This is a genomic window from Ruegeria sp. BB10 (assembly GCF_056535725.1).
The window spans coordinates 3655838-3679971 of record NZ_JBQFIW010000001.1 but is presented as its reverse complement, the minus strand read 5'-3'; the positions used below and the strand labels follow the sequence as shown (position 1 = coordinate 3679971).

Genomic DNA, 24134 nt, shown 5'->3' with positions numbered 1-24134 from the left:
GTCAATCCTTCAGTTCACCAACGGATGTCACTCCGATTTGGGCCATGGTGATGCTAAATTCTTCGCTCAACACATCCCAAAGCTGCTGCAGGCCCGCCTCGCCTGCGGCGGCCATGGCAAATTGCAGGATGCGGCCAAAGAACACATAATCCGCACCCGCGGATAGGGCCTTTATGGCGTCCTCACCGGACTGCAACCCGCTGTCATAGAACAACGGGTATTCGTCGCCCACGGCGGTGCGTATCTCTCGCAGCGCTTCAATCGCCGCCGGGGCGCTATCCAGCTGCCGCGCGCCATGGCTTGAGACCTGAAGGGCATCAGCGCCCGCTGCTTTCACGGCCAGCGCGTCCTCGGGGTCCAGCACCCCTTTGACGACCAGCTTGCCCTCCCATTGATCGCGCAGACGGGCCAGCGTCTCCCATGTTGCCTTTGCGCGGCTTTCGGTGCGGTCGAACTCGTAACCCTCAGTCAGAAAGTTCGCCATCTGAGGTTTACCTGCCATCAGGGTTGAAAGGGACCACTTCGGATGCAGGGCAAAGTCCACGAATTGGCGTGGGCCGATCCGAAAGGGCATCTTGAACCCATGGCGCAGCTCACGTGGGCGTCGCCCGACCTCGGGAACATCCACGGTCAGCACCAGCGTCTCGTAACCTGCAGCGCGGGCGCGATCGACCAGCTTGAACGTGCCCGAGCCGTCGCCGCTGAAATAAAGCTGGAACCAGGCGTTGCCTTCGGCTTCGACAATAATCTCCTCCATCGACGTCGAAGCGACCGTGGACACGCCCAAGGGCACGGAATACCGCGCGGCCAGACGGGCCAGCATCAGATCAGCCCCGGGTGCGGACAGGTTACACATGCCCATTGGCGCGATGCCGAAGGGGCGTTGTGTGGGCTGGCCAAAGACTTCGGTCGCCAGAGACCGTTCGCTGACGTCCCGCAACACCCGCGGGCGTATTGTCATAGCGTCCAGGGCGGCACGGTTGCGGGCCGCGCCGGTTCCAAGCCCCGCCGCGCCGTCAATATAGTCGAATACCATCCACGGCAGACGCCGCCGCGAAATGCGGCGAGCGTCTTCTGCGCTGTGGATCGCATTGCTTGGGATCAAGCCTGAACGGCCTTCATAAAGCGGTCACGGATGACTACCGGATCCATTGTGATGACAGGCATCTTGGCATTACCGCTTTCGCATTTGCTGACAATGATGGTCATCTGTTTGGCATCCAGCGCCTCTTGCAGCACACGGCCTGTATCTTCGGCCTGGCATTCGATCACACGTTCGCACCCGGCGGCCTCGGCCATTTTCGCCAGAGAAGTTTTCTGCCCCGCATAGGTCGGTTGATCCCCGGTTGAGCCATAAGAGCCATTGTCGACGATCAGCAGGATATAGTTATCGGCCACGTTGTTGGCGATGGTCGGCAGCGTGCCAAGATTGGTCAGGATCGAACCATCCCCGTCAATCACTATCACCGGCTTCGGCTGCGACAGCGACAGCCCAAGACCGATGGATGAGGCCAGCCCCATCGTGCCCAGCATATAGAAATTGTTCGGCTGATCATCGATTGCGTGCAGTTCCTGGCTGGGGATACCGATGTTGCAGACAACCAGTTGATCACGCAGGATCGGGGCGATTTCTTTCAGAATCTCAGAACGGATCATTGGTCGCCGTAGCCTCCCCAGAAATTGGCATCGGTCAGGATTGCGACCGGCTTGTTGCACATGAAGGTGTATTTCAGGATCGCATCCAGTTCCTCGACATCCGCCTGATGGTGAAAGTGGTAGGTCGGGATGTTCATCTGCGCCAACAGGGCCTTGGTATGCACCGCCATCTCGACCTGACAGGCAACGGGTTCGCGCAATTCTCCACGGTATGAGATCAGCATGGGCAGCGGCATGCGATAATACTGGATCAGCGTTGCCAGCGTGTTGATGGTCACTCCAATCGCGGTGTTCTGCATGATGATGGCCGGGCGCTTACCGCCCATCCACGCGCCTGCGCACAGGCCCATCCCTTCGTCTTCCTTGTTTGACGGGATGTGGAAAATCTCTTCCCGCGCGTCGATCTCCTCGATCACGCCAGCAAGCTGCTTACACGGGACGGTGGTCACAAACGAAATATCGTTCGCCACCAGATCGTCAGTGATCTTCTTGTCTATGTTCATTTCCGGTCTGTCAGTCCTGTTTGGGGCGCCCGGGGCGCGATTGATGGTTCAGATGCCACGATGCACATGCACCGCACATCCGGCATGACGGACGACGCGCGACGCGGTCGATCCCAGAAAATAGTCGCTGAGGCCCGGCTTGTGCGAACCGATGACGATGCAGTCAAAATTATTGCTGTTGGCGTAGTCAATGATGCTCCGGGCGGTGTGGCCCTTGACGATCTCGGGCTGGATGCCCTCAAGATCCTCGGTCTTTTCTTTCAATACTCTGGCAGCGGCCCGAAAGCCTTCCGCGACCATCTCTTTGTCCAGATAGGCACTGACCGAACCCTGTGGCATCTCATAGACGTGCAGCGCGACGATCTCGCCACCCTCGGCGGTCAGCGCGCGGGCGACCTCTAGCGTGTGTTGCGAAATATCGTGATCCAACGCCATTGGAACCAGAATTTTCTTATACATGAATCCCTCCGTTTCTTCCGGGCCTATGCCCACGGCATGAGGATGATTTTCGGTGCCGCAACGACCCCATTGCGCAAGTCACGAAACGCCTCGGCGCCTTCAGACAGGGCCCGTTCTTCAACCCAATCCAAACCACCCAATCGGCCATCAAAAATGGCCTGCGCGGTTTGCCGGAAATCCTCGGCCGTATATGTATAGGTGCCGATAAAAGTGATTTCCTGCAAGGTCATGCGACGTATATCCAGCCCTCCGGCGTCTTCTCCCAACCCGACATGGGCAATTACCCCGCCCGGCTGAACCATCGTTGAGGCCAGGGACCTAGTGGCAGCAAAACCGACCGCGTCGATCACAAGGGGGAAGTCTTGCATCGTCTCTTTGACCACGTTGAACGCACCAGTGCTCTGCAAATAAGCGCGCCGTCCGTCGCTGGGTTCGACGATAACCACATCATCAACATCCATCGCAGACAATGCCAGCGCTGCGGCCACACCGATGGCGCCGCCGCCAATCACCAACGCCTTGCGATCCATCGTGGGATGCAGCGCCTCAAGGCCCAGCCGGACCGCGTGCCAACTGACCGCCAGAGGCTCGGCCAGCGCAGCCTTTGCAAAGCTCACGTGTGCGGGTACCTCGACAAGATTGCTGGCAGGCATGGCGACATATTGGGCAAAGGCCCCTTCACGCGGTGGCATTGAAATGATCTGACGGTCGGCGCACAGGTTCTCGCGCCCCGACTTGCACGCGCTGCACTTGCTACAACTCACCAGCGGGTTGATGGTGACGCGCGCGCCATCGCGTGGGCCGCCTACAATCGTGCCTGCGGCCTCGTGCCCAAGGATCAAGGGTGCCGGGCGGCGTGCATCGTGGCCCAGATAGGCGTGCATGTCCGATCCGCAGATGCCGGCGGCCTCGATCCGGATAAGATGTTCGGCTTCCCGCGGCGCAGCATCCGGGACATCCCGAAAGGCCACTTGTTCTACACCTTCATAGACTAGAGCTTTCATTTTGCCGTAAACCCTCCGTCAACCATCAGCACCTGCCCGGTGACGTAATCCGAAGCTTTCGAGCACAAAAACAGGATCGGCCCGTCGATATCCTCGACCCGCCCGTTGCGCTGGGTACAAGTCTGAGCCGCGTTGCGAGCGGCACGTTCGGGATCATCGAACACGGCTTGGGTCAGTTCGGTCGGGAAGAACCCCGGCCCGATGGCGTTGGCGGTGATCCCGTGCGGCGACCAAGCCTCGGCCATGGCGCGCGTTAGTTGCCCGATCCCGGCCTTGGTTGCACCATAAGCAATGCCCCCCGGAAAAGCCCGTGTGGTTTGCAGCGAGGCGAAATTCACAATCCGTCCCCAACCGCGTTTCTTCATGGCAGGCACCATCGCCTGGCTCAGGAAAAACGGCGCGCTGAGGTTCAGCGCAAGCGTGGCATCCCAACCTTCGGCGGAGACATCATCCGCTGCTTCACGCGTGTTTACCCCGGCCGCGTGAATAACAATGTCCGGCGATCCGAATTTCGAGCCTATCTGTTCCACCAACGCCCCTGTCACCGACCGATCGGCCACATCGGCAACCACGGTTTCGGCACGCTCACCGATTTCGCGTTTCAAATCTGACAGTGCCTCGGCCCGGCGAGCCACGCCAACCACCTGAGCACCGGCAGCAGCCAGAACAACCGCCACCCGGCGACCAAGCCCCGAACTGGCCCCGGTCACGCAGGCCACCTGCCCCGTCAGATCAAAGAGAGATCGGGGGTCATCCATCTGACGTCAGGTCAAACTGTTCATCAGGAAAATACTTGGCCAGACGAACATCTGCCGCCCGGGCGTGCCCCTCCATCCCTTCCAGGCGGGAAATCCGGGCAGTTGCCACAGCAATAGGCTTTGAACCTTCGCGCGTGGCCCTCTGCCAGGTGACGATTTTCATGTACTTGTGAACACTCAGACCGCCGGTATAGCTGGCGGCACCTGATGTCGGCAGCACATGGTTGGTTCCGGTCGCCTTATCGCCGTAAGAAACCGTCGTTTCCTCACCCAGAAACAACGAGCCATAGCAGGTCAGCCGATTCAGCCACCAATCCAGATCTTCGGCCTGAACGGTCAAATGCTCGGGCGCGTATTCGTCAGAACAGGCCGCCATTTCTTCACGATCCGAACAAACGATCACCTCGGCATAGTCACGCCACGCGGCTGAGGCGTTTTCGCGGTTCAGTTCCGGCAAGTCTTCAATAAGCGTTGGCACCAACTCCATCACTTTTTCGGCCAGGGCACGATCATCAGTGACCAGCCAAACCGGCGAGTTATAGCCGTGTTCAGCCTGAGAGACCAAATCGGTCGCAACCACATGCGCATCGGATGAACTGTCGGCAAGGATCAGGCTGTCAGTAGGCCCTGCGATCATGTCGATGCCGACCTTGCCGTACAAGATACGTTTGGCTTCGGCGACAAACTGATTGCCAGGACCAACCAGGATATTGGCGCGCGGCAATCCGAACAGGCCATAGGTCATCGCGGCCACACCCTGCACGCCGCCCATGGCCAGAATGCTGTCGGCCCCGCAGATATGCGCCGCATAAACAATCGCCGGGGCAACCCCTGCGCCAGGACGCGGAGGGGAACAGGCCGTGATATGGCGGCACCCGGCAACCTTGGCCGTCGTAACCGTCATGATCGCGCTTGCGATATGGCTGTACCGGCCACCAGGCACATAGCATCCCGCCGCATCCACCGGGATTGCCTTTTGACCAGCGACGAAACCCGGAACGATCTCCATCTGAACATCGGACACGGTTGCCTTTTGCGTTTCCGCAAAGCGGCGCACGTTATCATGGGCAAATCGGATGTCAGCCTTCAGTTTTTCCGGCACCAGCGCGATGGCGGCGTCAATCTCGTCTTGAGTCATTAGGACATTGCCGTCGAATTTGTCGAACTTGGCGGCATATTCCATGGCCTTGGCGTCGCCACCTGCCTCGATATCGGCAAGGATGGTCTTGACCGTTTCATGCACTTCGGACGCATGAGATTCAGGGGTCAGCGTCGCCTTTTTCAGATAGTCACGAGGCATAGTCAGCAAGTCCTATTGGTAGATTTCAGGTAGCAAAGTGGTCGACACCGCCGGGACATACGCGATCAGCAAAACCACGATAAGCATCGTTAATACGAAAGGCACAGCACGGGCGGCAATCTTCAGAATGGACTCGCCTGTAATGCCAGATACGACAAACAGGTTCAGGCCCAGAGGCGGGGTAATGAAACCCACACCCAACGCGGTGATCATCATGATACAGAACTGAATTTCGTTCATGCCGATATTGTCCGCCAACGGCTTGAGGATGGGGGCAAGGATGACGATATTCGGTGTCGTTTCCATGACACATCCAGCGGCAATCAGGATGCCGATCATCAGCAGGATCAGCAGATAGGGGTCATCGGTCAACGATGTGATCGAGGCCACGAACCCCTGCGGCACACCCATGATCGCCAGCGCCTCGGCTAAGGGAGCGGAGAAGGCGATGATGGGCAGGATAACGCCGTTCACCTTGGCGGAACTGACCAGCATTGAGGGGAAATCGGCCAGCGTCAGCGTACGCAGGATAAAGCCCATGATGATAGTGACAACAACGGCGGTGGCGCCGGCCTCCGTCGGAGTCAGACGCCCCGAGAAGATACCATAAAAGATAATGCCTGGCACGATAAAGGCGTACCAGCCGGATTTCAGCGCTTTGCCTAGATTGGCCAGCCATTCGCCCATAGTCATCATGCCGCCGCCCTCATAGGCATAGAGGCGATTCATGATGATGTTGGTGACCAGAATCGACACCAGAATGGCCAAACCGGGGATCAACGCCGCCAAGAACAGGGTCGAGGCAGAAATACCCAGAACAAGGCCGATGATGATATAGGCGATGGACGGCGGGATCAGGATCCCAGTACAGGCACCGGCGGCCACCAGCGCGCAGGCATAGGGGCGCGGATAACCACTTTCGACCAGCCGGTTGATGGTCATGCGGCCCACTGCGGCAGCCCCCGCCGCGTCCGAGCCGGAAATGGCCGCGAACATGCCGCAGACCAAAACGGTGGCGGATCCGAAACCGCCCTTGGCGAAACAGGTCAGCGCCTCGGCTACATCCAGAAACTTGCGCGATAGCCCAGTGCGCACCAGCACGTCGCCGGTCAGGATAAACAGCGGCACGGCGGTCAGCGCAAAAGCGTCGATGCCGGTGAACAGGCTTTCGCCAACAAGGCTGAGCGGCAGGTCGCCCGACATAATCAGCATGACAATCGCAGCCGTACCAATCGCGGCCCATACCGGAACCGCAAGCGCGATCAGGCCCACGAACATGATTACAGGCAGATAAAAATCCCAGCCCAGCTCAACGGTTTGATTGAGGGAATTCCAGAGCATCCTGTTTCTCCTCAGTCAAACAGCTTGTCGCCTTCGAAAACGGGCGTGCCGTCACGAAGGGATTTCAAATCACGCAGGAAGGATTGGATCAGACGCCAGATCATCAGCGCGAATCCGGTGGGCACCGCCATCAGGAACCACACCTTGGACACTCGCAGCCCGTCCGTCACCGAGCCGAACTTGGCCGAAACGTGGACCGCCTCGAACGACCAGTAAAGTGCAATGATCGCCACGACGAACATCACCAGGTCGCCGAATATATACAACAGCGCTTTGGGTCGTTGCGGCAAGTAATGCATGATTACGTCGATGCGGATATGGGCGCGTTCCCGGACCGCAGCCGCAGCCCCGATCCACGCAAGATAAATGAAGGAATAGCGAACGATTTCCTCACCCCAGATCGAGGAAAACGCGAAAATCTCTCGCCGCAGAACCTCGATGGCCATCGTAATCACCAGCATCACGTAGAACACCAGCAGCAGCCAGCGTTCGGCGTTGCGGTCTATGTTTTGAAGAACGGTCATCGTATCCCTCGACAAAAGAGCAGTCAGGCGTTGGCCTTCTGTTACGGGCCGGTTTCGGCCTGACTGCTAAGGATGATAGCGGGCACGTTGGCTGCGCCCGTCGGCTTGGTATTACGCGTCGTGGACGTAGTATTTGCCCTGCGTTCCGGCCGCTTCGACCAGCTTTTCAAAATTGTCCATTGATCCGGCCAACTCGGTCTTGAACGGATCCCATTCCGACCGCTGATAGCCACCGACATCTTTCCACTCGGCCAACTGATCATCTGTCAGCGACTGGAATTGCACACCGGCCTTGTTCAGTTCAGCCATGGCAAAGGCGCGTGCCGAGGGTACTTTGGACAGGTTCTGGTGGCTGGTCATTTCCGCCCCCCACATGATACCTTCCTGCACATCCGCAGGCATCGAGTTGAACCATTCCAGGTTACAGGAATAAACCTGACTGTCCGGCACCGCCTGCGTGAAGGTCACGTTGCTGAGAATGTCTTTAAACCCAAAGACATAAAGCGCGCCGACCGACGGATCGAGCGCATCGGCCACGCCTTGTTTGATTGCCGAAGGTGTTTCACCCCAGGCCACCGGCGTCGGGTTCGCGCCAACCATCCGGTAGTATTGTTGCAGCATTTTTGAGCCCGGCACGCGGAACTTCACGCCGCTCATATCTGCTGGTGTGACAATGGGGTTCCCGCCCTGACGCACCGCAACGACACGCGGGTCGATCACCACATAGAACAGCGCCTTGAACCCGGCGGCCTCGACCTTGGGATGGACCTCATTCTTCCAAGTTTCGGAATGCACCAGATTGGTGAAACGCTGGTTCGAGCCGCACAGATACGGCATGTTAATCAGGTCAACGGTGGACGCAAAAGGCGCAAAGTTCGACAGCGAATGTTGCGCGGCCTGAATGGTGCCACCTTGCACTTTCTGCACCAGCGAACCGCCTGCACCCAACTGACCACCCGGCGCCAGTTTCACATAAACTTTGCCGTTGGTGGCATTCTGGATGTTTTCCTTCAGATCCAGCTGCATGATCGGATAGCTGCGCGACGCGCCCAGCACATAGGCCGTGGCGATCGTCATCACATGATCCGCAGCGTTTTCACGCTCTTTTTCCTCTTTTGCGGTTTGCGCTGCCGCTTCGGATGACCACAGCACGCCGCCTGCTCCGGCCACGAGTGCAGCAGTGAATGCACCGCTAGCGCTGAGCTTCAGGAAATTGCGGCGCTCTGCCGAGGCCAGTTCTTTTTTGTCGTTGTTCATTAATTGCCCTCCCAAGCAAAAAAGTCAGCCGTCGCTTTCTGCGTCGCGGTCAGCTTCCCTTTTCAGAATTGCGACAACGAACAGGATCGACGCCGCGAACAGGACCAACATCTCTCCTACGTCCCCAAGAAACGCGCTGCCCGCAAATGCCCCCATGGCAACGTTCGCAAAATAGATGACGAACACGATGATGGATGCGGTCAGAAACATTTCTCAGGACTCCCTTTGGAATCGGCCCGATCTCATTTGTAAGCGCTTACATAAAAAATGCAAGCGCTTACATAACGGCTTTCCTTGCGACCCGGTTAAGTTTAGACTTATTGGCAAAAGTGAATGGCGGATTTGAAAATGTCGAAACTTGGATCGGCGCCAACATTGGATGATGTGGCCAAACTGGCTGGCGTTTCGACCGCAACCGTATCACGTTGCCTCAACAACCCAGATCAGGTGGTCAAGGCGACGCGCCAGCGCGTTCAGTCAGCTGTAGACGCGCTGGGTTACGTGCCAAACTTTGCTGCGCGCGTGATGGCAGCCAAGCGATCCTCGACGATTGGTGCGATTATTCCGACGATGGAGAACGCCATCTTCGCCCGTGGCCTGCAGGCGTTTCAGGAAGAATTGCACCAGCACGGATATACGCTGCTGGTCTCAAGTTCGGCCTACAAACCGGAGATCGAGGAAGAGCAGATCCGAACGCTGGTCGCGCGTGGCGCGGACGGCTTGCTGTTGATCGGACATGATCGCAAACCGCAGATTTACGAAAACCTTGAGCGATGGAAAATTCCAACTTTGGTCGCTTGGTCATACCTGCCCGATGGGCAGCTTCCCTGTATCGGCTTTGACAACCGTGCGGCAATGGCCGAACTGGCAAACCGTGTGATCGGTTTGGGCCACAGAAGGATCGGCGTGATTTCAGGCATCAGCGCAGGCAATGATCGCGCACGCCTGCGGATCGAAGGTGTACAGGATGCGGTCAGACAGAACGATCTGGCCTTGTCAGACTTGGCTATCATCGAAACCCCTTATGAGATTGAAAACGGGGCCGCGGCCTTCTCGGGCTTGATGGCGCAGGATATGCCGCCCACCGCGATCCTGTGCGGCAACGATGTTTTAGCCGTGGGCGCCCTGCATCGGGCGCAGGAAATGGGATTGAATGTGCCCGGGGATGTCTCCATCACCGGATTTGACGATATCGAGCTGGCCCGGATTGTCACGCCCCGCCTGACAACCGTACACGTCCCGCACCGGGAAATGGGCCGCAGGGCCGCATCAGAGCTGATCGGAATGCTTGAAAACCAGGCAGGTGGCAGCGGTAAGCGGCTGGACACACATATCGTAGAGGGCCAATCCCTCGGGCCGCCTGCTGACAGCTAGGCGGCTTCGGCCTCCATGGTGCGGAAATCATCTTTTAGCCAGGCATGACTCGCACTCATGGGGTCGGTGAAATGCTGCCGTATCAGCGTCGCCATTACCTTTTGGATCAGTTTCGAGGTTGTTTCGGGATACACCTCGGTTGTGAACAGCGACACGGTGCGCACAAAGTTCCGCCCCGGAAACGGGATCGCCCTAAGACTGTCGTGGAACCTCTGAGCGCGATGGAAACAGGCGGCGGTCGTAATTGCCCAGCCGCTACCCTCGGCAACCAGCCCGATGATCGAGTGATTGCATTCCAATTCGAACCGGTTGGGCAGATTGTATTTGCTGCGGGTCAGCTGAATCTCGATCTGTTTGCCGATCATAAGGTCGCGTGAATAGCGCAGCAGAGGCAACTCTGCATCAGGCGTCAGCAGATCTTCGGGTGTACCCTGATATCCAATGGGCAGGATCACAATAAACGGATCGCGCATCAGCGGGTATTCGATCAGCCCTTCCGTCCGTTCCGAAGGCCGCGTGGCGACGCCAGCGTCCAGTTTATGCTCTTGCAGGTTGGCGATGATCTCGTGACTAGGGCGCGTATAATGGCGGAAACTGCATCGCGGCAGGGCCTGAGCCAGAAAGCGGAATAAATCCGGCGCGATCTGATTGTCGAAATCGTCGATCAGGGCCAGCCGCAGGTCTGTTGCATGCTGCCAGTTGCCGGACCGGATTTCAGCCTCGCCCCGTTTCAGCACAGTCAGCCCATCGCGAACATATCGCGCAAAAACCTCACCCGCAGGGGTCAGACCCATTGGGCGACGCCCGTGATCGACCAGATCGACGCCCAGCGCGCCCTCAAGGCTACGCAGGTGGTTCGAGACGGTGCTGATCGACAGCCCCGTCTCGGATGCGACCTGTTGGATCGACCCTGATTTGGCCACCAGTCGGAAGACTTCCAGCCAACGAAGGCTCAGAGATTTCGACACCGCGAACACCCATTGTTTCGATTTCTTCGAAACGAACCCAAGCAAAGTTTTGCGCTGGCGGCAATGGTGAAGTTGACTGACGTGCTGGAATTACTCTCGCATCCGCTCGAATCCCGGATCGTAGGGTGACGGCGGTATGACCGTAGTGCGCACGCGATGACCGCAGGAATCCAGCTCCATTTCAGCCCCGATATCGGCCAGTTCGGGATCGACAAACCCATATGCCAGATTGAGCCCGGTGCGGTGCCCCCAATCGCCCGAGGTAATTGTGCCCACAACACGCTCACCTTGCATCAATGACGCGCCGGGATGCGCAGGCTGTTGTGTTGCATGAACCTGCAGAGCAACCAGTTTTTTGCGCGCGCCCTCTGCCTGCCGTTTCAGTAATGCGTCGCGCCCGATAAATTCACCCTTGTTCAGCTTCACAAAGCGATCCAGCCCCGTCTCAAACGGATCAAATTCGGTGATCAGATCGGCCTTCCAATGTAGAAAGCTCTTCTCCATGCGCATGGATTCCACTGCCCGCGCGCCGAACAGTTTCAACCCGTACGCGCCCCCGGCCTGACGCAATGCCAGATAGGCTGCATAAAGCGAGGCGTTGGGCACATGTATTTCATAAGCTAACTCGCCCGAGAAACTGACACCCATTACCGTCGCCGGGGCGATCCCGACAAAACATTCCCGCACGCTGAGCCACGGAAACGCCGAAGCGGACCAATCGCCACGTGCGCAGGCAGACAGTACATCGCGGGCTTTCGGGCCAGCTAGCACCAGAATGGTCTGATCGCTGGTCAGGCTGCGCAGCTGAACGTCCTCACTGGCCCTAACATGCTGTGCCAGCCAATCCATGTCGTGAAATTCACTGGCGGCGGCCGAGCCATACCACAGACGGGCGGGGCCCCGATCGCTGGCGGGCAGGTTGGTAACGGTCGCCTCGGCCTTGACCATGCCGTGATGGTTCAACAAATACCCCAGCCCCACCCGGCCCTCACGCCGGGTGACGGTGCCGCAGAACATCCGGTCCAGAAAGGCATGCCGATCCGCACCCGTGATTTCGATCCGGTTGAAACCATTCACCTCGGCCAGCCCGACGCCGGTTTGCACATTTGCCACCTCAGCCGCGACCAGATCAAAGGTTTCGTCAAAATCGAAACTAAGCGTCGGAGAAAAGCTGGGGGAAGGCTTGATGTACTCCACCCTTTCCCACCCGTTGACCACGGTGAATTCCGCCCCTTCTGCCGCCAACACCGGCGTTAACGGCGTCGTCTTGGCCGGTCGTCCGGCAGGGCGGTGTTCATGGGGGAAGTGAAACCGGAATTCGTTCTGATAGTCTTCAATTGCTTTCAGCGCCGTGAGTTCCACATTCGCATGACCCGTGAACCGGCGCGGGTCCAGACACCAAGTGTCATAACAGGCCTCTCCATGCACGATCTGCTGGGCCAGCAACCAGCCATGGCCGCCCCCTTCACCCAACCCCGCACGCAGCCCAATGATACAGAAGGCATTGCGCTTGCCGGGGATCGGCCCAACTAAAGGCGCGCCGTCAATCGTATAAGTAATCGGCCCGTTGACAATCGTGTGGACCCCGACCTCCATCAGTGCGGGCATTCGGGCAAACGCGCCTTCGAGCACGTCAGTCACCCGATCCAGATCATCAGGGCACAAGGCGTTGACAAAGTTTGGGTCGATCCCGTCCATCCCCCAGGTCTTGCAATCCTGCTCATAAAACCCCAGCAGCAGCCCGTTCTTTTCCTGGCGGCAGTAATAGTCGCTGATCGGACAGCGCAGCAGCGGCATACGGTGTCCTGCGTCCCGGATGGCGGGGATTTCTTCGGTCAGGAAATACTGATGCTCCATCGACGCGACCGGATGGTGAACCCCCATCATCGCGCCAACCTCGTTAACCCTGTAGCCGCAGGCATTCACTAAAACATCGCAGTCGATGTCGCCATGTTCTGTATGCACGGTCCAAGTGTCGTCGCTGTGTTGTGTCAAGGCCGTAACGGGGGTGTTGCGATAGACCTCGGCCCCGGCTTTGCGCGCCCGGCGCGCCAGCGCCTGACACAGCTGGGCCGGGTCGATGTCTCCATCCATGGGATCCCACAGCCCGCCAATCAGGTTCTCGCTCGAGATCAAAGGGTGGCGGCGAGCGCATTCCTCGGCGTCGATCACTTCGAATTCCACATCCATCCCGCGTGCCATCGATGCGAAATGGCGATAGCCTTGCATCTGGGCCTGCGTGTTGGCCAGACGGATACCACCATCGCCATGATGATAGTTGATCGGATAATCCGGGTCCTCGGCCAGTTCCTTGTACAACCGGATCGAATGAGATTTCAGACCAACCATTGTCTGGTTCATGCCGAAATTCGTCACCTGTGCCGCCGAATGCCATGTCGTGCCCGAAGTCAGCTCGTTCCGCTCGACCAAAACCACATCCGTCCACCCTTCTTGCGTCAGGTGGTACAGCGTTGAACATCCGGCGATCCCGCCGCCGATGACAACGACCTTGGTGCGCGACTTCATGGCTCTGCTCCCTCTTGTCCCCGACAAGTCTTGCGGAAAAAAGGGCTGAGCCGACAACAGAGGCATCGACTGTATTGAAAAATCGAAACTGCGATTGAGGATTTTGAAATTCGCAATTCCCCTTTGCTGCAAACTGGATTTGCCGATTAGGGTTTCCGAAAGACGCGCGGGAAAGGAAAGGGATGTCCTCGGAAGGTGCCAAACGAAGCGGTCGTCGGGCCCGGCATGCGCAGCGCGCGGCCAAGCCTGTGATCGATCCCTGTCCGCCCGGTCAAAAAGGCGGCGCGTTCAAGCCATTGACGCAGCCCGAGATCACACAAATCTACGACACCGCCCTACACCTGCTGGAAACATTGGGCATGGGCGAGGTGCCTGACCGGCTGGCCGCTGATCTAAAAACGGCCGGCGCACAACCGGGTGAACAGGGTCGGCTGGTGTTCCCACGTGAAATGGTAGAGCGCGTGATCCAGAGCGCTGCCAAGACATTCACTTTCCACGGTCGCGACGAAACCCGGTCCATTGAGGTTGGCGGCGACCGCGTGTTCTTTGGCACTGGGGGGGCCGCCGTACAGACGTTGGACATGGAAACCGGCCTGTACCGCCCGTCGACATTGGCCGATCTGAGCGATTTCGCACGATTGCAAGACACATTAGCCAATGTCAGTTGGTTCACCCGCTGCTGCGTGGCGACCGACCTGCCGGATGTGCGCGATCTGGACATCAACACAGTCTATGCACTGGTGCGCAACACGACCAAACCAGTGGCAACTTCATTCACGCTGGCCGAGAATGTCGCCCCGATTGTCGAGATGCTGGATATCGTGGCCGGCGGACCGGGTGAGTTCGCAAAACGCCCCTTTCTGAAGGCCCATATCAGCCCGGTAATATCTCCGCTGCGTTACGGCGAAGATGCTGTGGACGTGGTCTATGAATGTATCGCAAACAATATCCCCATGTCCTGCATCACCGCAGCGCAGGCCGGTGCAACAGCCCCTGCAACGCTCGCCGGATTTCTTGCACAATCACTGGCCGAAACGCTGGCCAGCCTGGTCATGGTCAACGCGATCCAGCCCGGCTTTCCGATGGTGTTTTCCAACTGGCCTTTCATCGTTGATCTGCGCACTGGCTCGTTTGCCGGGGGCAGCGGTGAAACCGCCATCCTGAACGCCGCCTCGGCGCAGATCACAAACTGGCTGGGCTTGCCCTCGGGTGTCGCGGCGTCGATGGCCGACGCAAAGGCCATCGACGCGCAATACGGCGCGGAAAAGGGTATGACATCGCTGGCTGCCGCACTGGCCGGGGGCAACCTGATCTATGAAAGCTCGGGCATGACTGCCTCGCTATTGGGTGTCAGTTTCGAGGCTTTTGTGTTGGATAACGAAATGCACTCGCACACCTACCGGGCGTTGCGTGGGATCGAAGTGACTGAGGAAAACCTGGGCTTCGACGCGATCTGCCATTCGGTTCTGGGAGACGGTCATTTTCTGGGCAGTTCGCATACGTACGCGGCGATGGAGCGGGATTACTTCTACCCGGACCTGGCCGATAGGAACGAGCCGCGCACGTGGCAGGAAGAAGGCGCACCAGACGCTTGGTCGGCGGCACGCGAAAAGGCCAAAGAGGTGTTGGCCACGCATCATCCGAAGTATCTGACCGACGCTCAGGATGCCGAAATCCGCAAACGCTTTCGCATTCTGATCTGAACGCGCCAGACCATTTTCAATCGACAATTCTGCCGCTAGGCTCACCCGCAACCGACAGAGAATGGGGACCTCATGACCAATTCGTTTTTTCAGCCGGTCTCGGCGATGGAGCTTGCCCGGTTCGCCGGCATTCCCACCTTCATGCGCCTGCCCAGCATGACACTGGATCACGACCGCATTGCCGAGGTTGAACTGGGTCTTGTTGGCATTCCTTGGGATGGCGGCACCACCAACCGCCCAGGCGCGCGGCATGGTCCGCGTCAGCTGCGGGATTTCTCGACAATGATCCGCGCGATGAACCCGGTGACCGGGGTCGCGCCATTCTCAATGGTCAATTGCGCCGATCTCGGCGACGTCGCGCCGAACCCGGTGGATATCGGGGATACGCTGGAGCGGGTGACCGCGTTCTACTCGGACTTGCAGGATCGCGGCATCACCCCCCTGACCGCTGGAGGGGATCACCTGACCACCCTGCCCGTCCTGCGCGCGATGGCCAAATCCGGCCCGCTTGGCCTGATCCAGTTTGACAGCCATACCGACCTGTTCGACACCTATTTCGGTGGTCATAAGTTCACCCACGGCACCCCGTTCCGCCGCGCTGTCGAAGAAGGACTGGTCGACCCAAAACGTTTTGTTCAGGTCGGCATTCGCGGTACCGCATATAACACGGAAGACATCGAATGGGGCGAGGCGCAGGGCATCCGCATCATCCGCATCGAGGAACTGTTCGATCGCGGCATCGACGACGTCATGACCGAAGTGCGCAGTATTGTCGGAACGGCACCGACCTATTGCACCTATGACATCGACTTCGTCGACCCGACCTATGCGCCCGGCACCGGCACGCCCGAAATCGGCGGACCGAACAGTTTTCAGGCGCAGCAGGTCATTCGCAAGATGGCTGGCGTCAATCTGGTCGGGGCCGATCTGGTCGAGGTCGCGCCGCCCTTCGATCCCGAGGGCGGCACAGCCTGGCTTGGTATTTCTCTGATGTTCGAACTGCTCTGCGTGCTGGCGCAGGCAGTGGATGCGCGGCGACCTTAGGCCCCACTGACGTTCTCAGCGATCATCGAGATCATCTCGAACATCACCGCTGCTGCTGTCAGGGCGGTGATGTTGTTGGGGCTGTCCTTGGTGGGCATCATGCAGACGACGTCTCCGCCCACAATGTTCAACCCGCGCGCGGCGTGCAGAATGCCGACGGCTTCGTCTATGTCGAAGCCCTTCTCACCGGGTTCCAGATTGGACACCGCAGGCGCAACTGTCGGGTCGAGGCAATCTAGATCGAAGGTGATATAGACCGGGCGATTACCCAGAACCTCTTTAGTCTGCGCCACCACATCTGCAAGCCCGCGCTGGCGGAATTCGCGCATGGTGACGATGTTATAGCCATAGTCGTATGAAGGCTGCAGCCAGTCCAGACTGCGCGGATGGCCACGAAGACCGATCTGCATGGATCGTGTCGGGTCGACCTGTCCCTGATCGGCCAGATAAGCCCCCCAATGCGCTGCCGATTTCTTGGCGCCCAGAAAATGATCGACCTTGGTGAACACATCCGTGTGGGCGTCCAGATGCAGAAAGCTAATCGGCTCACCGCCCGCCAGCTTGCCCCGGCCCAGCGCCTGCACGATCCCGCCCGTAATGGAGTGATCGCCACCCACCGAAACAGGCCGCGCACCAGCTGCATCGATATCTTTGTAAAACTGCGTGATGCGCTCGATGCAGTCCTCGTTGTCATTGGCCCTGGGGAACGGCACGTCGCCCACATCGGCAATCCGCGCAGTGTTCCAGGGATCGATCCCAAACAGCGAATGAACACGGCGCTGCACGGCCGAGACATGGCGCAAGGCGCGCGGACCGAGATGCTGATCCCGCTCGGTCGTGCCATTGCCGGTGGAATGGGGCACGCCAGCCAGCGCGATATCCTGCCCTTCAGGCCCGACATTCGGGCAGCGGAACAGGGTGGGCACCCCCCACCAGTAAAGGTTTTCCATCATGGATTGTTCATAACGGTCTGTCATTGTTGTCCCCGGTAAAAGAAAAACGCCCCCGGCGGAAACCGGGGGCGAGTATGTTCAGAGTTTCTCGTCTTCTCGCCGGAAGGCCCCTTGCACGATCCGGTCCATGACCATGGCCAGGAACAGGATTGCAAAGCCGCCCAGCAGGCCCGGACCCTTGGCGGCGTATTGCAGCGCCTCAAGGATTTCCTTGCCCAAACCACCACCGCCGATCAGCGAGATGATCACCACCATCGACAGACACATCAGGATGGTCTGGTTCACCCCGGTCATGATGGACGGCAAGGCCAGCGGGATTTCCACATCTTTCAGCAACTGCCATTTGGACGCGCCAAAGGCGACGGCCGCTTCCTTGATGCTTTCCGGAACCCCGCGCATACCCAGCGCAGTCAGACGGATCACCGGTGGCATGCCAAAGATGATCGTGGCCAGAATGCCCGGTGGGTTACCCGTGCCAAAGAAGGCAATGATTGGGATCAGATAGACGAAGGCCGGAAGCGTCTGCATCAAGTCCAGCACAGGTTCCGCTGCGCGATAGGCGCGTTTGGACTTGCCAAACCAGATGCCCAGCGGGATGCCGAACACAACACACAGCAGAACCGCAGCCCCAACCAGGGCCACTGTCTCCATCGCCACATCCCAGTAGCCCAGCAAGGCGATATAGGCCAGCGAAGACGCGGTGAAGATCGCCACGCGCGGACCCGCCGCACGCCATGCGGTCACGCAGATGACCAGCATCACAACCGGCCACGGCGACCCGATCAACGCCACCGTCAACGCATCCAGAACCGAACGGACACCGGCGACAATCCCGTCAAAGACGTCTCCCCCAGCAGCGGCAGCGGCGTCAATCCTCGCCTCCATCCAACTGGCCAGGTTAGAAAACAGCGTTCCCTCGCCCGGGCCCAAAATGATCTCGGACACCTGTTCCTCGGGGAAGGCATCCAACAAGGGCAACGAAGCGTTCACCGTGAACTTATAGACGATCAATGGCGCAATCGCAGCCACCAGAATGGCACCCATCACTGTGTTGCGCGTGGAACGGCCGCTTTCCGTACTGGCCGGATCCGTCCGCCATTTGGAATACTGCTTTTCATAGACGCGATCCGCGTAAAACCCCTGCACCAGTTTGAACACCAGCAACATCAGCAGGCCAGTGACCATAATACCCACGGCCTCGGACTGTGCAGCAGCAGCCTTTTCAAAACTGGAATCGGCGGCCTTTTGGATGTTTTCAGCCAGTTTGGTGAATCGGTCTATGTCGGCCTTTTCCGTGGCTTCCCCAGCCCGTTCCAGCAGCTCGTTCGCGCGGGCCTGCTGGCGCTCGGCCCGCTCGGCCAGGTCGGCCCCGGGATTGCCCCAGGCCCCACGTCCGATCTGAACCCACGCGATGATTTCCAGGATCAGGAAGGTCCAGAACATGCCCCAGATTGCGCGCGACGCCGACCAGAAAGGCCCAAGTACCGCTGCCCAAAGGTTGAACGTGTTCGGAACCGGGCTGGTCGCATCATGGATTTTGTGGAACGCGTTGACATAGTAATCACCGCTCGGCCCGACGAAATCGTGAATGGACTGGTCCAGCGCCTCGCGGTCGACCTCGATATCTGAGGCGGCCGTTACTTTGACCTCTGTGGTTGCATCAGTCATTTTTGCCCCCCTGAATTCCGCGCAGCAGGCGTGGTTTGGTCACAACGCCCACATCGGCACCCGCGTCAGTGATGATCACTGGCATATCCGTATTGACGGCCAGGTCGATCAACTGATCCAGATCCGCCCCTTCGTCTGCACGTGGCGCGCCCTCGGTCGGGCCGGAATAGCTTTCCATGGGTTCCATGATCGAATGCGCCTTGACCAGTTTGAGCTTGGAGATGCCCTGCACAAACTCGCGCACATAGTCGTCCGCCGGGTTCATGACGATGTCTTCCGGCGTGCCGATCTGAACGATCACGCCGTCTTTCATGATCGCAATCCGGTGACCGATGCGAATGGCCTCATCCAGATCGTGAGTGATAAACAATGTCGTCTTCTGCAACTGCGCCACCAACGCCTTGAACTGATCCTGCAATTGCAAGCGGATCAGCGGGTCAAGGGCCGAAAACGGTTCGTCCATCAGCAGAATTTCCGGGTCCGAAGCCAACGCGCGGGCAATCCCCACCCGCTGCTGCATACCGCCCGACAGTTCTTTGGGCAGGCGATCCTCATATCCAGTCAGGTCCACCAGACCCAGCGCGTGATCGGAAACCGCCCAGCGTTTCGATTTGGAAACCTTTCGAATTTCCAGCGGATAGGCCACGTTATCGCGCACCGAACGGTGCGGCATCAGCGCCATATGTTGGAACACCATCCCGATCTGTTGTGCCCGAATGCGCCGCAGTTCATTTTCGGAAATCTTGGACACGTCGTGCCCCAGAATTTCGATCTTTCCTGCGGTCGGCTCGATCAGGCGGTTCACGTGCCGCACCAGCGTCGACTTGCCCGAGCCCGACAGGCCCATGATGCAGAAAATCTCTCCCCGAGGCACTTCGAAGGTGGCACCCTGCACACCCACGACACAATTAAATCTTTCCAGAACTTCGGGCTTTCCTATGCCCTCGTTCCGCACTGCGGTCATGGCTTCTTCGGCCCGTGCGCCAAAGATCTTCCAGACATCCGTCAGTTTTACGACTGTTTCTGTCATTTTTGTCCCTTCGATGCAGAACAGGCCGCCGGTCAACTCCGGCGGCCTGTCCGAGTTTCAGCCCTGATTGGCGTCACTCACTGTGACATCCAGTCCAAAACGGCATCTTCGTTGGCTGCCACCCACTCTTCCGCATAGGCAGCAGGCTCTTTGCCTTCGATCACCAGCGCATAGGTCATGGCGGAAACCGAATCGGTATCCAGCTTCATGTTGGCCAGCAATTGGGCAACCTCGGGATATTCATCCTCAAGCGCCTTTGCATAGTGCAGGTGCAGATAGGCCAGATCCCAGGCTACACCGGCCTCGGACTTTTCAAGCCAATCCGGATCGTCGGTGGGCTGAAGCACATTCCACTTGGACGCGTCATAGGCCGGCTCTTCCAGAATCTGCATATCGTGCAGGGCAAACACGTAGTGCGGCGTGTAGCAGAACCCGACCCATGGGTCGCCTGCCTTGATCGCATTGTCGAGGTTCGCATAGGCGACGGTCTCGTCAATCTCGGTCAGCTCCATAACCTGATCGTAGCCGTAGGACTTGGCCCGGATTTTTTCGACATTGGTCGAGGCCCAACCCGGCGCACCGATCCATACTTCACCCTGGCCGTCACCATTGCTGTCGAACAGCGCGGCAATGTCGGGGTTGGTCAGATCGTCGATCGAACGGATGTCGTTGGCATCCGCTGTCGCCTTGTCGACACACATGCCCTGGAACGCTTCAACACCATTGGGGTTGAACGCAACGGTGCCTTTGTCGGTCACATAGGTGTCGTGCAGATTCTGCTGGTTCGGCATCCAAACTTCGGGGTGAACATGCATCGCACCGGAATCCATCGCCTCGAAAACGATTGGGTTGGTACCGTTCTGCAGTTCGACCTCAAGCCCGAGGTTCTGTTCAATCGCTACCTTCAGGATATGCGCTGTCGCATTCACCGATGGCCAGTTCGGCACACCGATCACGATGTCCGCGGCCATAGCAGGCCCGGCGATCGCCATTGATGCGCCTCCCAGTAGCGTTGCAAATTTTTTCATCTGATATCTCCATGTTGGTCGTCTTTAGTGCTTGTTGTTGTCCCCGGTCTGACCGAGACGCACCTTTCGAACAAATGCCGGAAAGCCGAATTACCTGTCTTCTTAGGTAAACAACTTGCTACTCCGGGATTGCCCGAAAATTCAAACATGCCAGCACGCCGCCCATCAAGAGCTTCGCGCGACAATTTCCTTAATACGACATTATCGTAGGTTAGTTTCGCTTTTTTGCAAATCGAATGGCTGTGACGCCTGAATTTTTCGCATGAAGGCGTCTGGCATAGCTTTGTCGATTTTGTTTCGGAAGAAAACCACCGTAACGATATCCACGAAACGGTTGCGGGTTGGACCTACCCCAACCGGAAGATCAATTGTCATGGCCGCCAGAATAGCCAACCCTTCAGGGTCGCTCAGCAATACTGCTTGGTCCTGGCAGTGCATCAACGGGCACTTTCAAATCTTTTCGAATAGAGCTGTCGCCTCTTTGTGGGTGGTCGATGGATGTCACCGGCGCATATTTTAGAGCAAATGGTTATTCTTCAGGAGCATACATGAACGCCAAGTATTTCGCGCCGCACGGGGGCCATCCCGCGCAGGACCAACTGTTGACTGACCGCGCTGTTTTTACGGACGCTTATGCCGTCATTCCCAAAGGCACAATGCGGGACATCGTGACCAGCTTCTTGCCGTTTTGGGACGACACGCGCTTGTGGGTAATCTCGCGCCCGCTGAGCGGCTTTGCCGAAACATTCTCGCAATACATAATGGAGGTGCAGCCGGGCGGGGGTTCTGACCGGCCTGAGGTCGACCCCGAGGCCGAAGGCGTTTTGTTCGTTGTCGAAGGAACAGCGACGTTGAACGCCGAAGGCGAAACCTACGAATTGACCCCTGGTGGCTATGCCTATTTGCCTTGTGCAAGTGAATGGACGCTGCACAACCACGCTGAAGAAACGCTGCGGTTCCACTGGATCAGAAAAGCCTATGAGGCGGTCGAAGGGCTGGATAAGCCCGATGTTCTGATCCTCAACGAAAACGATATTGAGCCGACAACCATGCCCGGCACAGACGGCAAATGGGCCACAACACGGTTTGTCGACCCAAGTGACCTGCGTCACGACATGCATGTCACGATTGTCACGTTTGAGCCGGGTGCAGTCATCCCATTCCTCGAGACGCATGTAATGGAGCACGGGCTCTATGTCCTCGAAGGAAAAGCTGTTTACCGGTTGAACAATGACTGGGTCGAGGTTGAGGCCGGCGATTACATGTGGTTGCGCGCGTTTTGCCCCCAGGCCTGTTACGCAGGTGGTCCGGGCAAGTTCCGGTATCTTCTTTACAAGGATGTAAATCGACACATGGCACTGAGACCGGGATCGGTTGCCTACCCTCAGCAAAAGCGCCTCAGTACGGCGGCTAAATAGCAACTATATAGCCAGGAACATACGATGGGCCGCCTCGATTTCGGGGCGGCTTGGTTGTTCGGCGTCTGGATCCTCAAATCTGATCCTGACAGTAGGATTTAGGAACAAACAAAAGCGGCGCACCTCGGCACGCCGCTTTTTTTACTGTGTCACGTGGAATGCCAATTCAGGCATCATTAGACGTGATCGTCATGTCCAATCGACCCCTGACCGTGACCCGCCATACCACCTGAAACCTCTTCGGTTGCCTCGTCCGAAAGTTCCTCGGGCAGAACCAGGTTCAAAACAATCGCGATGACGGCGGCGGGAAGGATACCCGAGGTGGCCAGAACCTTTAATGTGCCGGGCAGATACTGCAAAGCACCGGGCTCAAGCTGCAATCCAAGGCCAAGGCTCAGCGCAATCGCAAAGATCACCATGTTGCGACGGTTCCAGTTCACGTCCGACAACATCGAGACACCCGCCGCGACCACCATGCCGAACATAACGATTACGCCACCGCCAAGCACTTCGATCGGGATGGATGAGATAATCGCACCTATTTTCGGGATCAGACCACAAATGATCAAGAAAAGCGCACCGATGGTGACAACCATGCGGCTCATGACACCGGTCATGGCAATCAGACCGACGTTCTGGCTGAACGATGTATTCGGCAACGCGCCAAAAAGGCCCGAGATTGCGGTGCCGACACCATCGGCATAGGTCGCGCCCTGAATTTCCTTGTCGGTCGCTTCTCGTCCAGCGCCGCCCTTGGTGATACCGGACACGTCGCCCACCGTTTCGACCGCTGATACAAAGGACATCGCGCAGAAGCCAATGATCGCAGCGACCGAAAATTCAATGCCGAAATGCAGCGGGTTCGGCAGTGCGAAGGAAGCCGCGTTGCCAACATTGCCCAGATTCACCTGACCAAGTGCAAATGCCACCGCGTACCCGACCAACAGGCCGATCAGCACCGCCGACACAGACAACATACCCCGCGCAAAGAACTTCAGACCAAGCGTGACCACGATCACGGTGCTTGCCATGAACCAGTTCAGGCCCGAGCCGTATTCTTCGGTACCGATGGCGGGCACACCGCCAGCGGCGTATTGAACGCCGACCTTCACAAGCGCCAAACCAATCATGGTCACCACAAGACCTGTCACCAGTGGCGGCAGCGCAAATCGAAGACGTCCGATGAACAGCCCCAAGAACGCATGGAACAGACCACCAACAACAACGCCGCCCATCAGGACAGCAATGGCATCAACGCCCTTTCCAACCACCAGCGGGATCATGATCGGGATGAAGGCGAACGATGTTCCCTGCACGATGGGCAAACGGGCTCCGACAGGACCCACACCAATGGACTGGAACAACGTGGCGACGCCCGCAAAGAACATCGACATCTGGATCATGTAGATCATCTGCGGAAAATCAGGACTGTTCGAGCCGAACCCAAATCCGGCCGCGCCGCAAACGATAATGGCTGGCGTAACGTTCGAGACGAACATCGCCAGCACGTGCTGAATGCCCAGTGGGACCGCTTTGATAAGTGGTGGTGAGTAATTCGGATCGCGGAGCTGCTCCGGCGTTCCGATGGTTGCATCTGACATTTTGTCTTTCCTCCCTTGA

Annotated in this window: 23 protein-coding genes; 4 read left to right on the top strand and 19 right to left on the bottom strand. The window is 58.2% G+C overall.

Annotated elements, in window-relative coordinates; all coding sequences use genetic code 11:
* Position 1: 1 nt before the first annotated feature.
* The 11 genes from ACR3EP_RS18765 to ACR3EP_RS18715 form a co-directional block, all read right to left on the bottom strand.
* A complete protein-coding gene (locus tag ACR3EP_RS18765; protein WP_480639045.1) occupies positions 2-1102 on the bottom strand; it encodes an alpha-hydroxy acid oxidase in 1101 nt (366 codons plus the stop codon).
* Complete coding sequence (comE, locus tag ACR3EP_RS18760; protein ID WP_480638947.1) at positions 1102-1656, bottom strand: sulfopyruvate decarboxylase subunit beta; 555 nt, start codon at positions 1654-1656, stop codon at positions 1102-1104. The genes ACR3EP_RS18765 and comE overlap by 1 nt, the downstream gene beginning before the upstream one ends.
* Entirely contained in the window at positions 1653-2159 is a 507-nt protein-coding gene (gene comD, locus ACR3EP_RS18755; protein ID WP_170350914.1) for a sulfopyruvate decarboxylase subunit alpha, read from the bottom strand. The genes comE and comD overlap by 4 nt, the downstream gene beginning before the upstream one ends.
* A gap of 48 nt (positions 2160-2207) precedes the next feature.
* Positions 2208-2618 carry a universal stress protein gene (locus ACR3EP_RS18750; RefSeq protein WP_170350913.1) on the bottom strand — a complete coding sequence of 137 codons (411 nt, stop codon included), beginning with the start codon at positions 2616-2618 and terminating at the stop codon, positions 2208-2210.
* A gap of 23 nt (positions 2619-2641) precedes the next feature.
* Positions 2642-3622 (bottom strand): alcohol dehydrogenase catalytic domain-containing protein, encoded by a 981-nt coding sequence (locus ACR3EP_RS18745; protein WP_480638946.1) that lies wholly within the window; start codon positions 3620-3622, stop codon positions 2642-2644.
* Positions 3619-4380, bottom strand: coding sequence for an SDR family NAD(P)-dependent oxidoreductase (locus ACR3EP_RS18740; protein WP_480638945.1), 762 nt, complete (start codon positions 4378-4380; stop codon positions 3619-3621). The genes ACR3EP_RS18745 and ACR3EP_RS18740 overlap by 4 nt, the downstream gene beginning before the upstream one ends.
* Positions 4373-5680 (bottom strand): histidinol dehydrogenase, encoded by a 1308-nt coding sequence (gene hisD / locus ACR3EP_RS18735; protein ID WP_170350910.1) that lies wholly within the window; start codon positions 5678-5680, stop codon positions 4373-4375. Before hisD ends, ACR3EP_RS18740 begins: the two co-directional genes overlap by 8 nt.
* A 12-nt stretch (positions 5681-5692) precedes the next feature.
* A complete protein-coding gene (locus ACR3EP_RS18730) occupies positions 5693-7021 on the bottom strand; it encodes a TRAP transporter large permease (protein ID WP_058282850.1) in 1329 nt (442 codons plus the stop codon).
* An 11-nt stretch (positions 7022-7032) separates the two neighbouring features.
* On the bottom strand, positions 7033-7545 hold the full coding sequence (locus tag ACR3EP_RS18725; protein ID WP_170350908.1) for a TRAP transporter small permease: 513 nt from the start codon (positions 7543-7545) through the stop codon (positions 7033-7035).
* A gap of 111 nt (positions 7546-7656) precedes the next feature.
* Positions 7657-8802: a TRAP transporter substrate-binding protein gene (locus tag ACR3EP_RS18720; protein WP_170350907.1), complete on the bottom strand. Its 1146-nt coding sequence runs from the start codon at positions 8800-8802 to the stop codon at positions 7657-7659.
* A 24-nt stretch (positions 8803-8826) separates the two neighbouring features.
* Positions 8827-9012: a hypothetical protein gene (locus ACR3EP_RS18715; protein WP_170350906.1), complete on the bottom strand. Its 186-nt coding sequence runs from the start codon at positions 9010-9012 to the stop codon at positions 8827-8829.
* 138 nt (positions 9013-9150) lie between these two features.
* Here ACR3EP_RS18715 and ACR3EP_RS18710 point away from each other — a divergent pair, with 138 nt between their 5' ends.
* Entirely contained in the window at positions 9151-10176 is a 1026-nt protein-coding gene (locus ACR3EP_RS18710) for a LacI family DNA-binding transcriptional regulator (protein ID WP_480638944.1), read from the top strand.
* On the opposite strand, the gene ACR3EP_RS18705 is transcribed toward ACR3EP_RS18710, so the two are convergent.
* The gene (locus ACR3EP_RS18705) at positions 10173-11144 is read right to left on the bottom strand and encodes a LysR family transcriptional regulator (RefSeq protein WP_170350904.1); all 972 of its coding nucleotides are present in this window, start codon (positions 11142-11144) and stop codon (positions 10173-10175) included. The genes ACR3EP_RS18710 and ACR3EP_RS18705 overlap by 4 nt on opposite strands.
* 90 nt (positions 11145-11234) lie before the next feature.
* The gene (locus ACR3EP_RS18700; RefSeq protein WP_480638943.1) at positions 11235-13670 is read right to left on the bottom strand and encodes a GcvT family protein; all 2436 of its coding nucleotides are present in this window, start codon (positions 13668-13670) and stop codon (positions 11235-11237) included.
* Positions 13671-13852: 182 nt separating this feature from the next.
* On the opposite strand from ACR3EP_RS18700, the gene ACR3EP_RS18695 reads away from it, so the two are divergent.
* Complete coding sequence (locus tag ACR3EP_RS18695; RefSeq protein ID WP_480638942.1) at positions 13853-15373, top strand: trimethylamine methyltransferase family protein; 1521 nt, start codon at positions 13853-13855, stop codon at positions 15371-15373.
* Between the two features lie 72 nt (positions 15374-15445).
* Positions 15446-16417: an agmatinase gene (locus ACR3EP_RS18690; protein ID WP_170413463.1), complete on the top strand. Its 972-nt coding sequence runs from the start codon at positions 15446-15448 to the stop codon at positions 16415-16417.
* On the opposite strand, the gene ACR3EP_RS18685 is transcribed toward ACR3EP_RS18690, so the two are convergent.
* The 5 genes from ACR3EP_RS18685 to ACR3EP_RS18665 form a co-directional block, all read right to left on the bottom strand.
* Positions 16414-17394 (bottom strand): arginase family protein, encoded by a 981-nt coding sequence (locus ACR3EP_RS18685; protein ID WP_480638941.1) that lies wholly within the window; start codon positions 17392-17394, stop codon positions 16414-16416. The genes ACR3EP_RS18690 and ACR3EP_RS18685 overlap by 4 nt on opposite strands.
* A gap of 54 nt (positions 17395-17448) precedes the next feature.
* Positions 17449-19038 (bottom strand): ABC transporter permease, encoded by a 1590-nt coding sequence (locus ACR3EP_RS18680; RefSeq protein ID WP_170362101.1) that lies wholly within the window; start codon positions 19036-19038, stop codon positions 17449-17451.
* Positions 19031-20068 carry a quaternary amine ABC transporter ATP-binding protein gene (locus tag ACR3EP_RS18675; RefSeq protein WP_170350898.1) on the bottom strand — a complete coding sequence of 346 codons (1038 nt, stop codon included), beginning with the start codon at positions 20066-20068 and terminating at the stop codon, positions 19031-19033. Before ACR3EP_RS18675 ends, ACR3EP_RS18680 begins: the two co-directional genes overlap by 8 nt.
* 77 nt (positions 20069-20145) lie before the next feature.
* Positions 20146-21096 (bottom strand): ABC transporter substrate-binding protein, encoded by a 951-nt coding sequence (locus ACR3EP_RS18670; RefSeq protein WP_170350897.1) that lies wholly within the window; start codon positions 21094-21096, stop codon positions 20146-20148.
* Positions 21097-21297: 201 nt separating this feature from the next.
* Complete coding sequence (locus tag ACR3EP_RS18665) at positions 21298-21510, bottom strand: hypothetical protein (protein ID WP_480638940.1); 213 nt, start codon at positions 21508-21510, stop codon at positions 21298-21300.
* 134 nt (positions 21511-21644) lie between these two features.
* Between ACR3EP_RS18665 and ACR3EP_RS18660 the strand changes: the two genes are divergently transcribed.
* Positions 21645-22514 (top strand): bifunctional allantoicase/(S)-ureidoglycine aminohydrolase, encoded by an 870-nt coding sequence (locus tag ACR3EP_RS18660; protein ID WP_480638939.1) that lies wholly within the window; start codon positions 21645-21647, stop codon positions 22512-22514.
* Positions 22515-22690: 176 nt separating this feature from the next.
* Here ACR3EP_RS18660 and ACR3EP_RS18655 read toward each other — a convergent pair whose 3' ends face one another.
* The gene (locus ACR3EP_RS18655; protein WP_170350894.1) at positions 22691-24115 is read right to left on the bottom strand and encodes a uracil-xanthine permease family protein; all 1425 of its coding nucleotides are present in this window, start codon (positions 24113-24115) and stop codon (positions 22691-22693) included.
* Positions 24116-24134 lie beyond the last annotated feature (19 nt).

Coding starts and splice junctions, on each gene's coding strand:
- ACR3EP_RS18660 (WP_480638939.1), top strand. CDS start 21,645: ATGAACGCCAAGTATTTCGCGCCGCACGGGGGCCATCCCGCGCAGGAC.
- ACR3EP_RS18725 (WP_170350908.1), bottom strand. CDS start 7,545: ATGACCGTTCTTCAAAACATAGACCGCAACGCCGAACGCTGGCTGCTG.
- ACR3EP_RS18715 (WP_170350906.1), bottom strand. CDS start 9,012: ATGTTTCTGACCGCATCCATCATCGTGTTCGTCATCTATTTTGCGAAC.
- comE (WP_480638947.1), bottom strand. CDS start 1,656: ATGATCCGTTCTGAGATTCTGAAAGAAATCGCCCCGATCCTGCGTGAT.
- ACR3EP_RS18710 (WP_480638944.1), top strand. CDS start 9,151: ATGTCGAAACTTGGATCGGCGCCAACATTGGATGATGTGGCCAAACTG.
- ACR3EP_RS18670 (WP_170350897.1), bottom strand. CDS start 21,096: ATGAAAAAATTTGCAACGCTACTGGGAGGCGCATCAATGGCGATCGCC.
- ACR3EP_RS18745 (WP_480638946.1), bottom strand. CDS start 3,622: ATGAAAGCTCTAGTCTATGAAGGTGTAGAACAAGTGGCCTTTCGGGAT.
- ACR3EP_RS18740 (WP_480638945.1), bottom strand. CDS start 4,380: ATGGATGACCCCCGATCTCTCTTTGATCTGACGGGGCAGGTGGCCTGC.
- ACR3EP_RS18675 (WP_170350898.1), bottom strand. CDS start 20,068: ATGACAGAAACAGTCGTAAAACTGACGGATGTCTGGAAGATCTTTGGC.
- ACR3EP_RS18685 (WP_480638941.1), bottom strand. CDS start 17,394: ATGACAGACCGTTATGAACAATCCATGATGGAAAACCTTTACTGGTGG.
- hisD (WP_170350910.1), bottom strand. CDS start 5,680: ATGCCTCGTGACTATCTGAAAAAGGCGACGCTGACCCCTGAATCTCAT.
- ACR3EP_RS18700 (WP_480638943.1), bottom strand. CDS start 13,670: ATGAAGTCGCGCACCAAGGTCGTTGTCATCGGCGGCGGGATCGCCGGA.
- ACR3EP_RS18750 (WP_170350913.1), bottom strand. CDS start 2,618: ATGTATAAGAAAATTCTGGTTCCAATGGCGTTGGATCACGATATTTCG.
- ACR3EP_RS18655 (WP_170350894.1), bottom strand. CDS start 24,115: ATGTCAGATGCAACCATCGGAACGCCGGAGCAGCTCCGCGATCCGAAT.
- ACR3EP_RS18690 (WP_170413463.1), top strand. CDS start 15,446: ATGACCAATTCGTTTTTTCAGCCGGTCTCGGCGATGGAGCTTGCCCGG.
- ACR3EP_RS18720 (WP_170350907.1), bottom strand. CDS start 8,802: ATGAACAACGACAAAAAAGAACTGGCCTCGGCAGAGCGCCGCAATTTC.
- ACR3EP_RS18695 (WP_480638942.1), top strand. CDS start 13,853: ATGTCCTCGGAAGGTGCCAAACGAAGCGGTCGTCGGGCCCGGCATGCG.
- ACR3EP_RS18680 (WP_170362101.1), bottom strand. CDS start 19,038: ATGACTGATGCAACCACAGAGGTCAAAGTAACGGCCGCCTCAGATATC.
- comD (WP_170350914.1), bottom strand. CDS start 2,159: ATGAACATAGACAAGAAGATCACTGACGATCTGGTGGCGAACGATATT.
- ACR3EP_RS18730 (WP_058282850.1), bottom strand. CDS start 7,021: ATGCTCTGGAATTCCCTCAATCAAACCGTTGAGCTGGGCTGGGATTTT.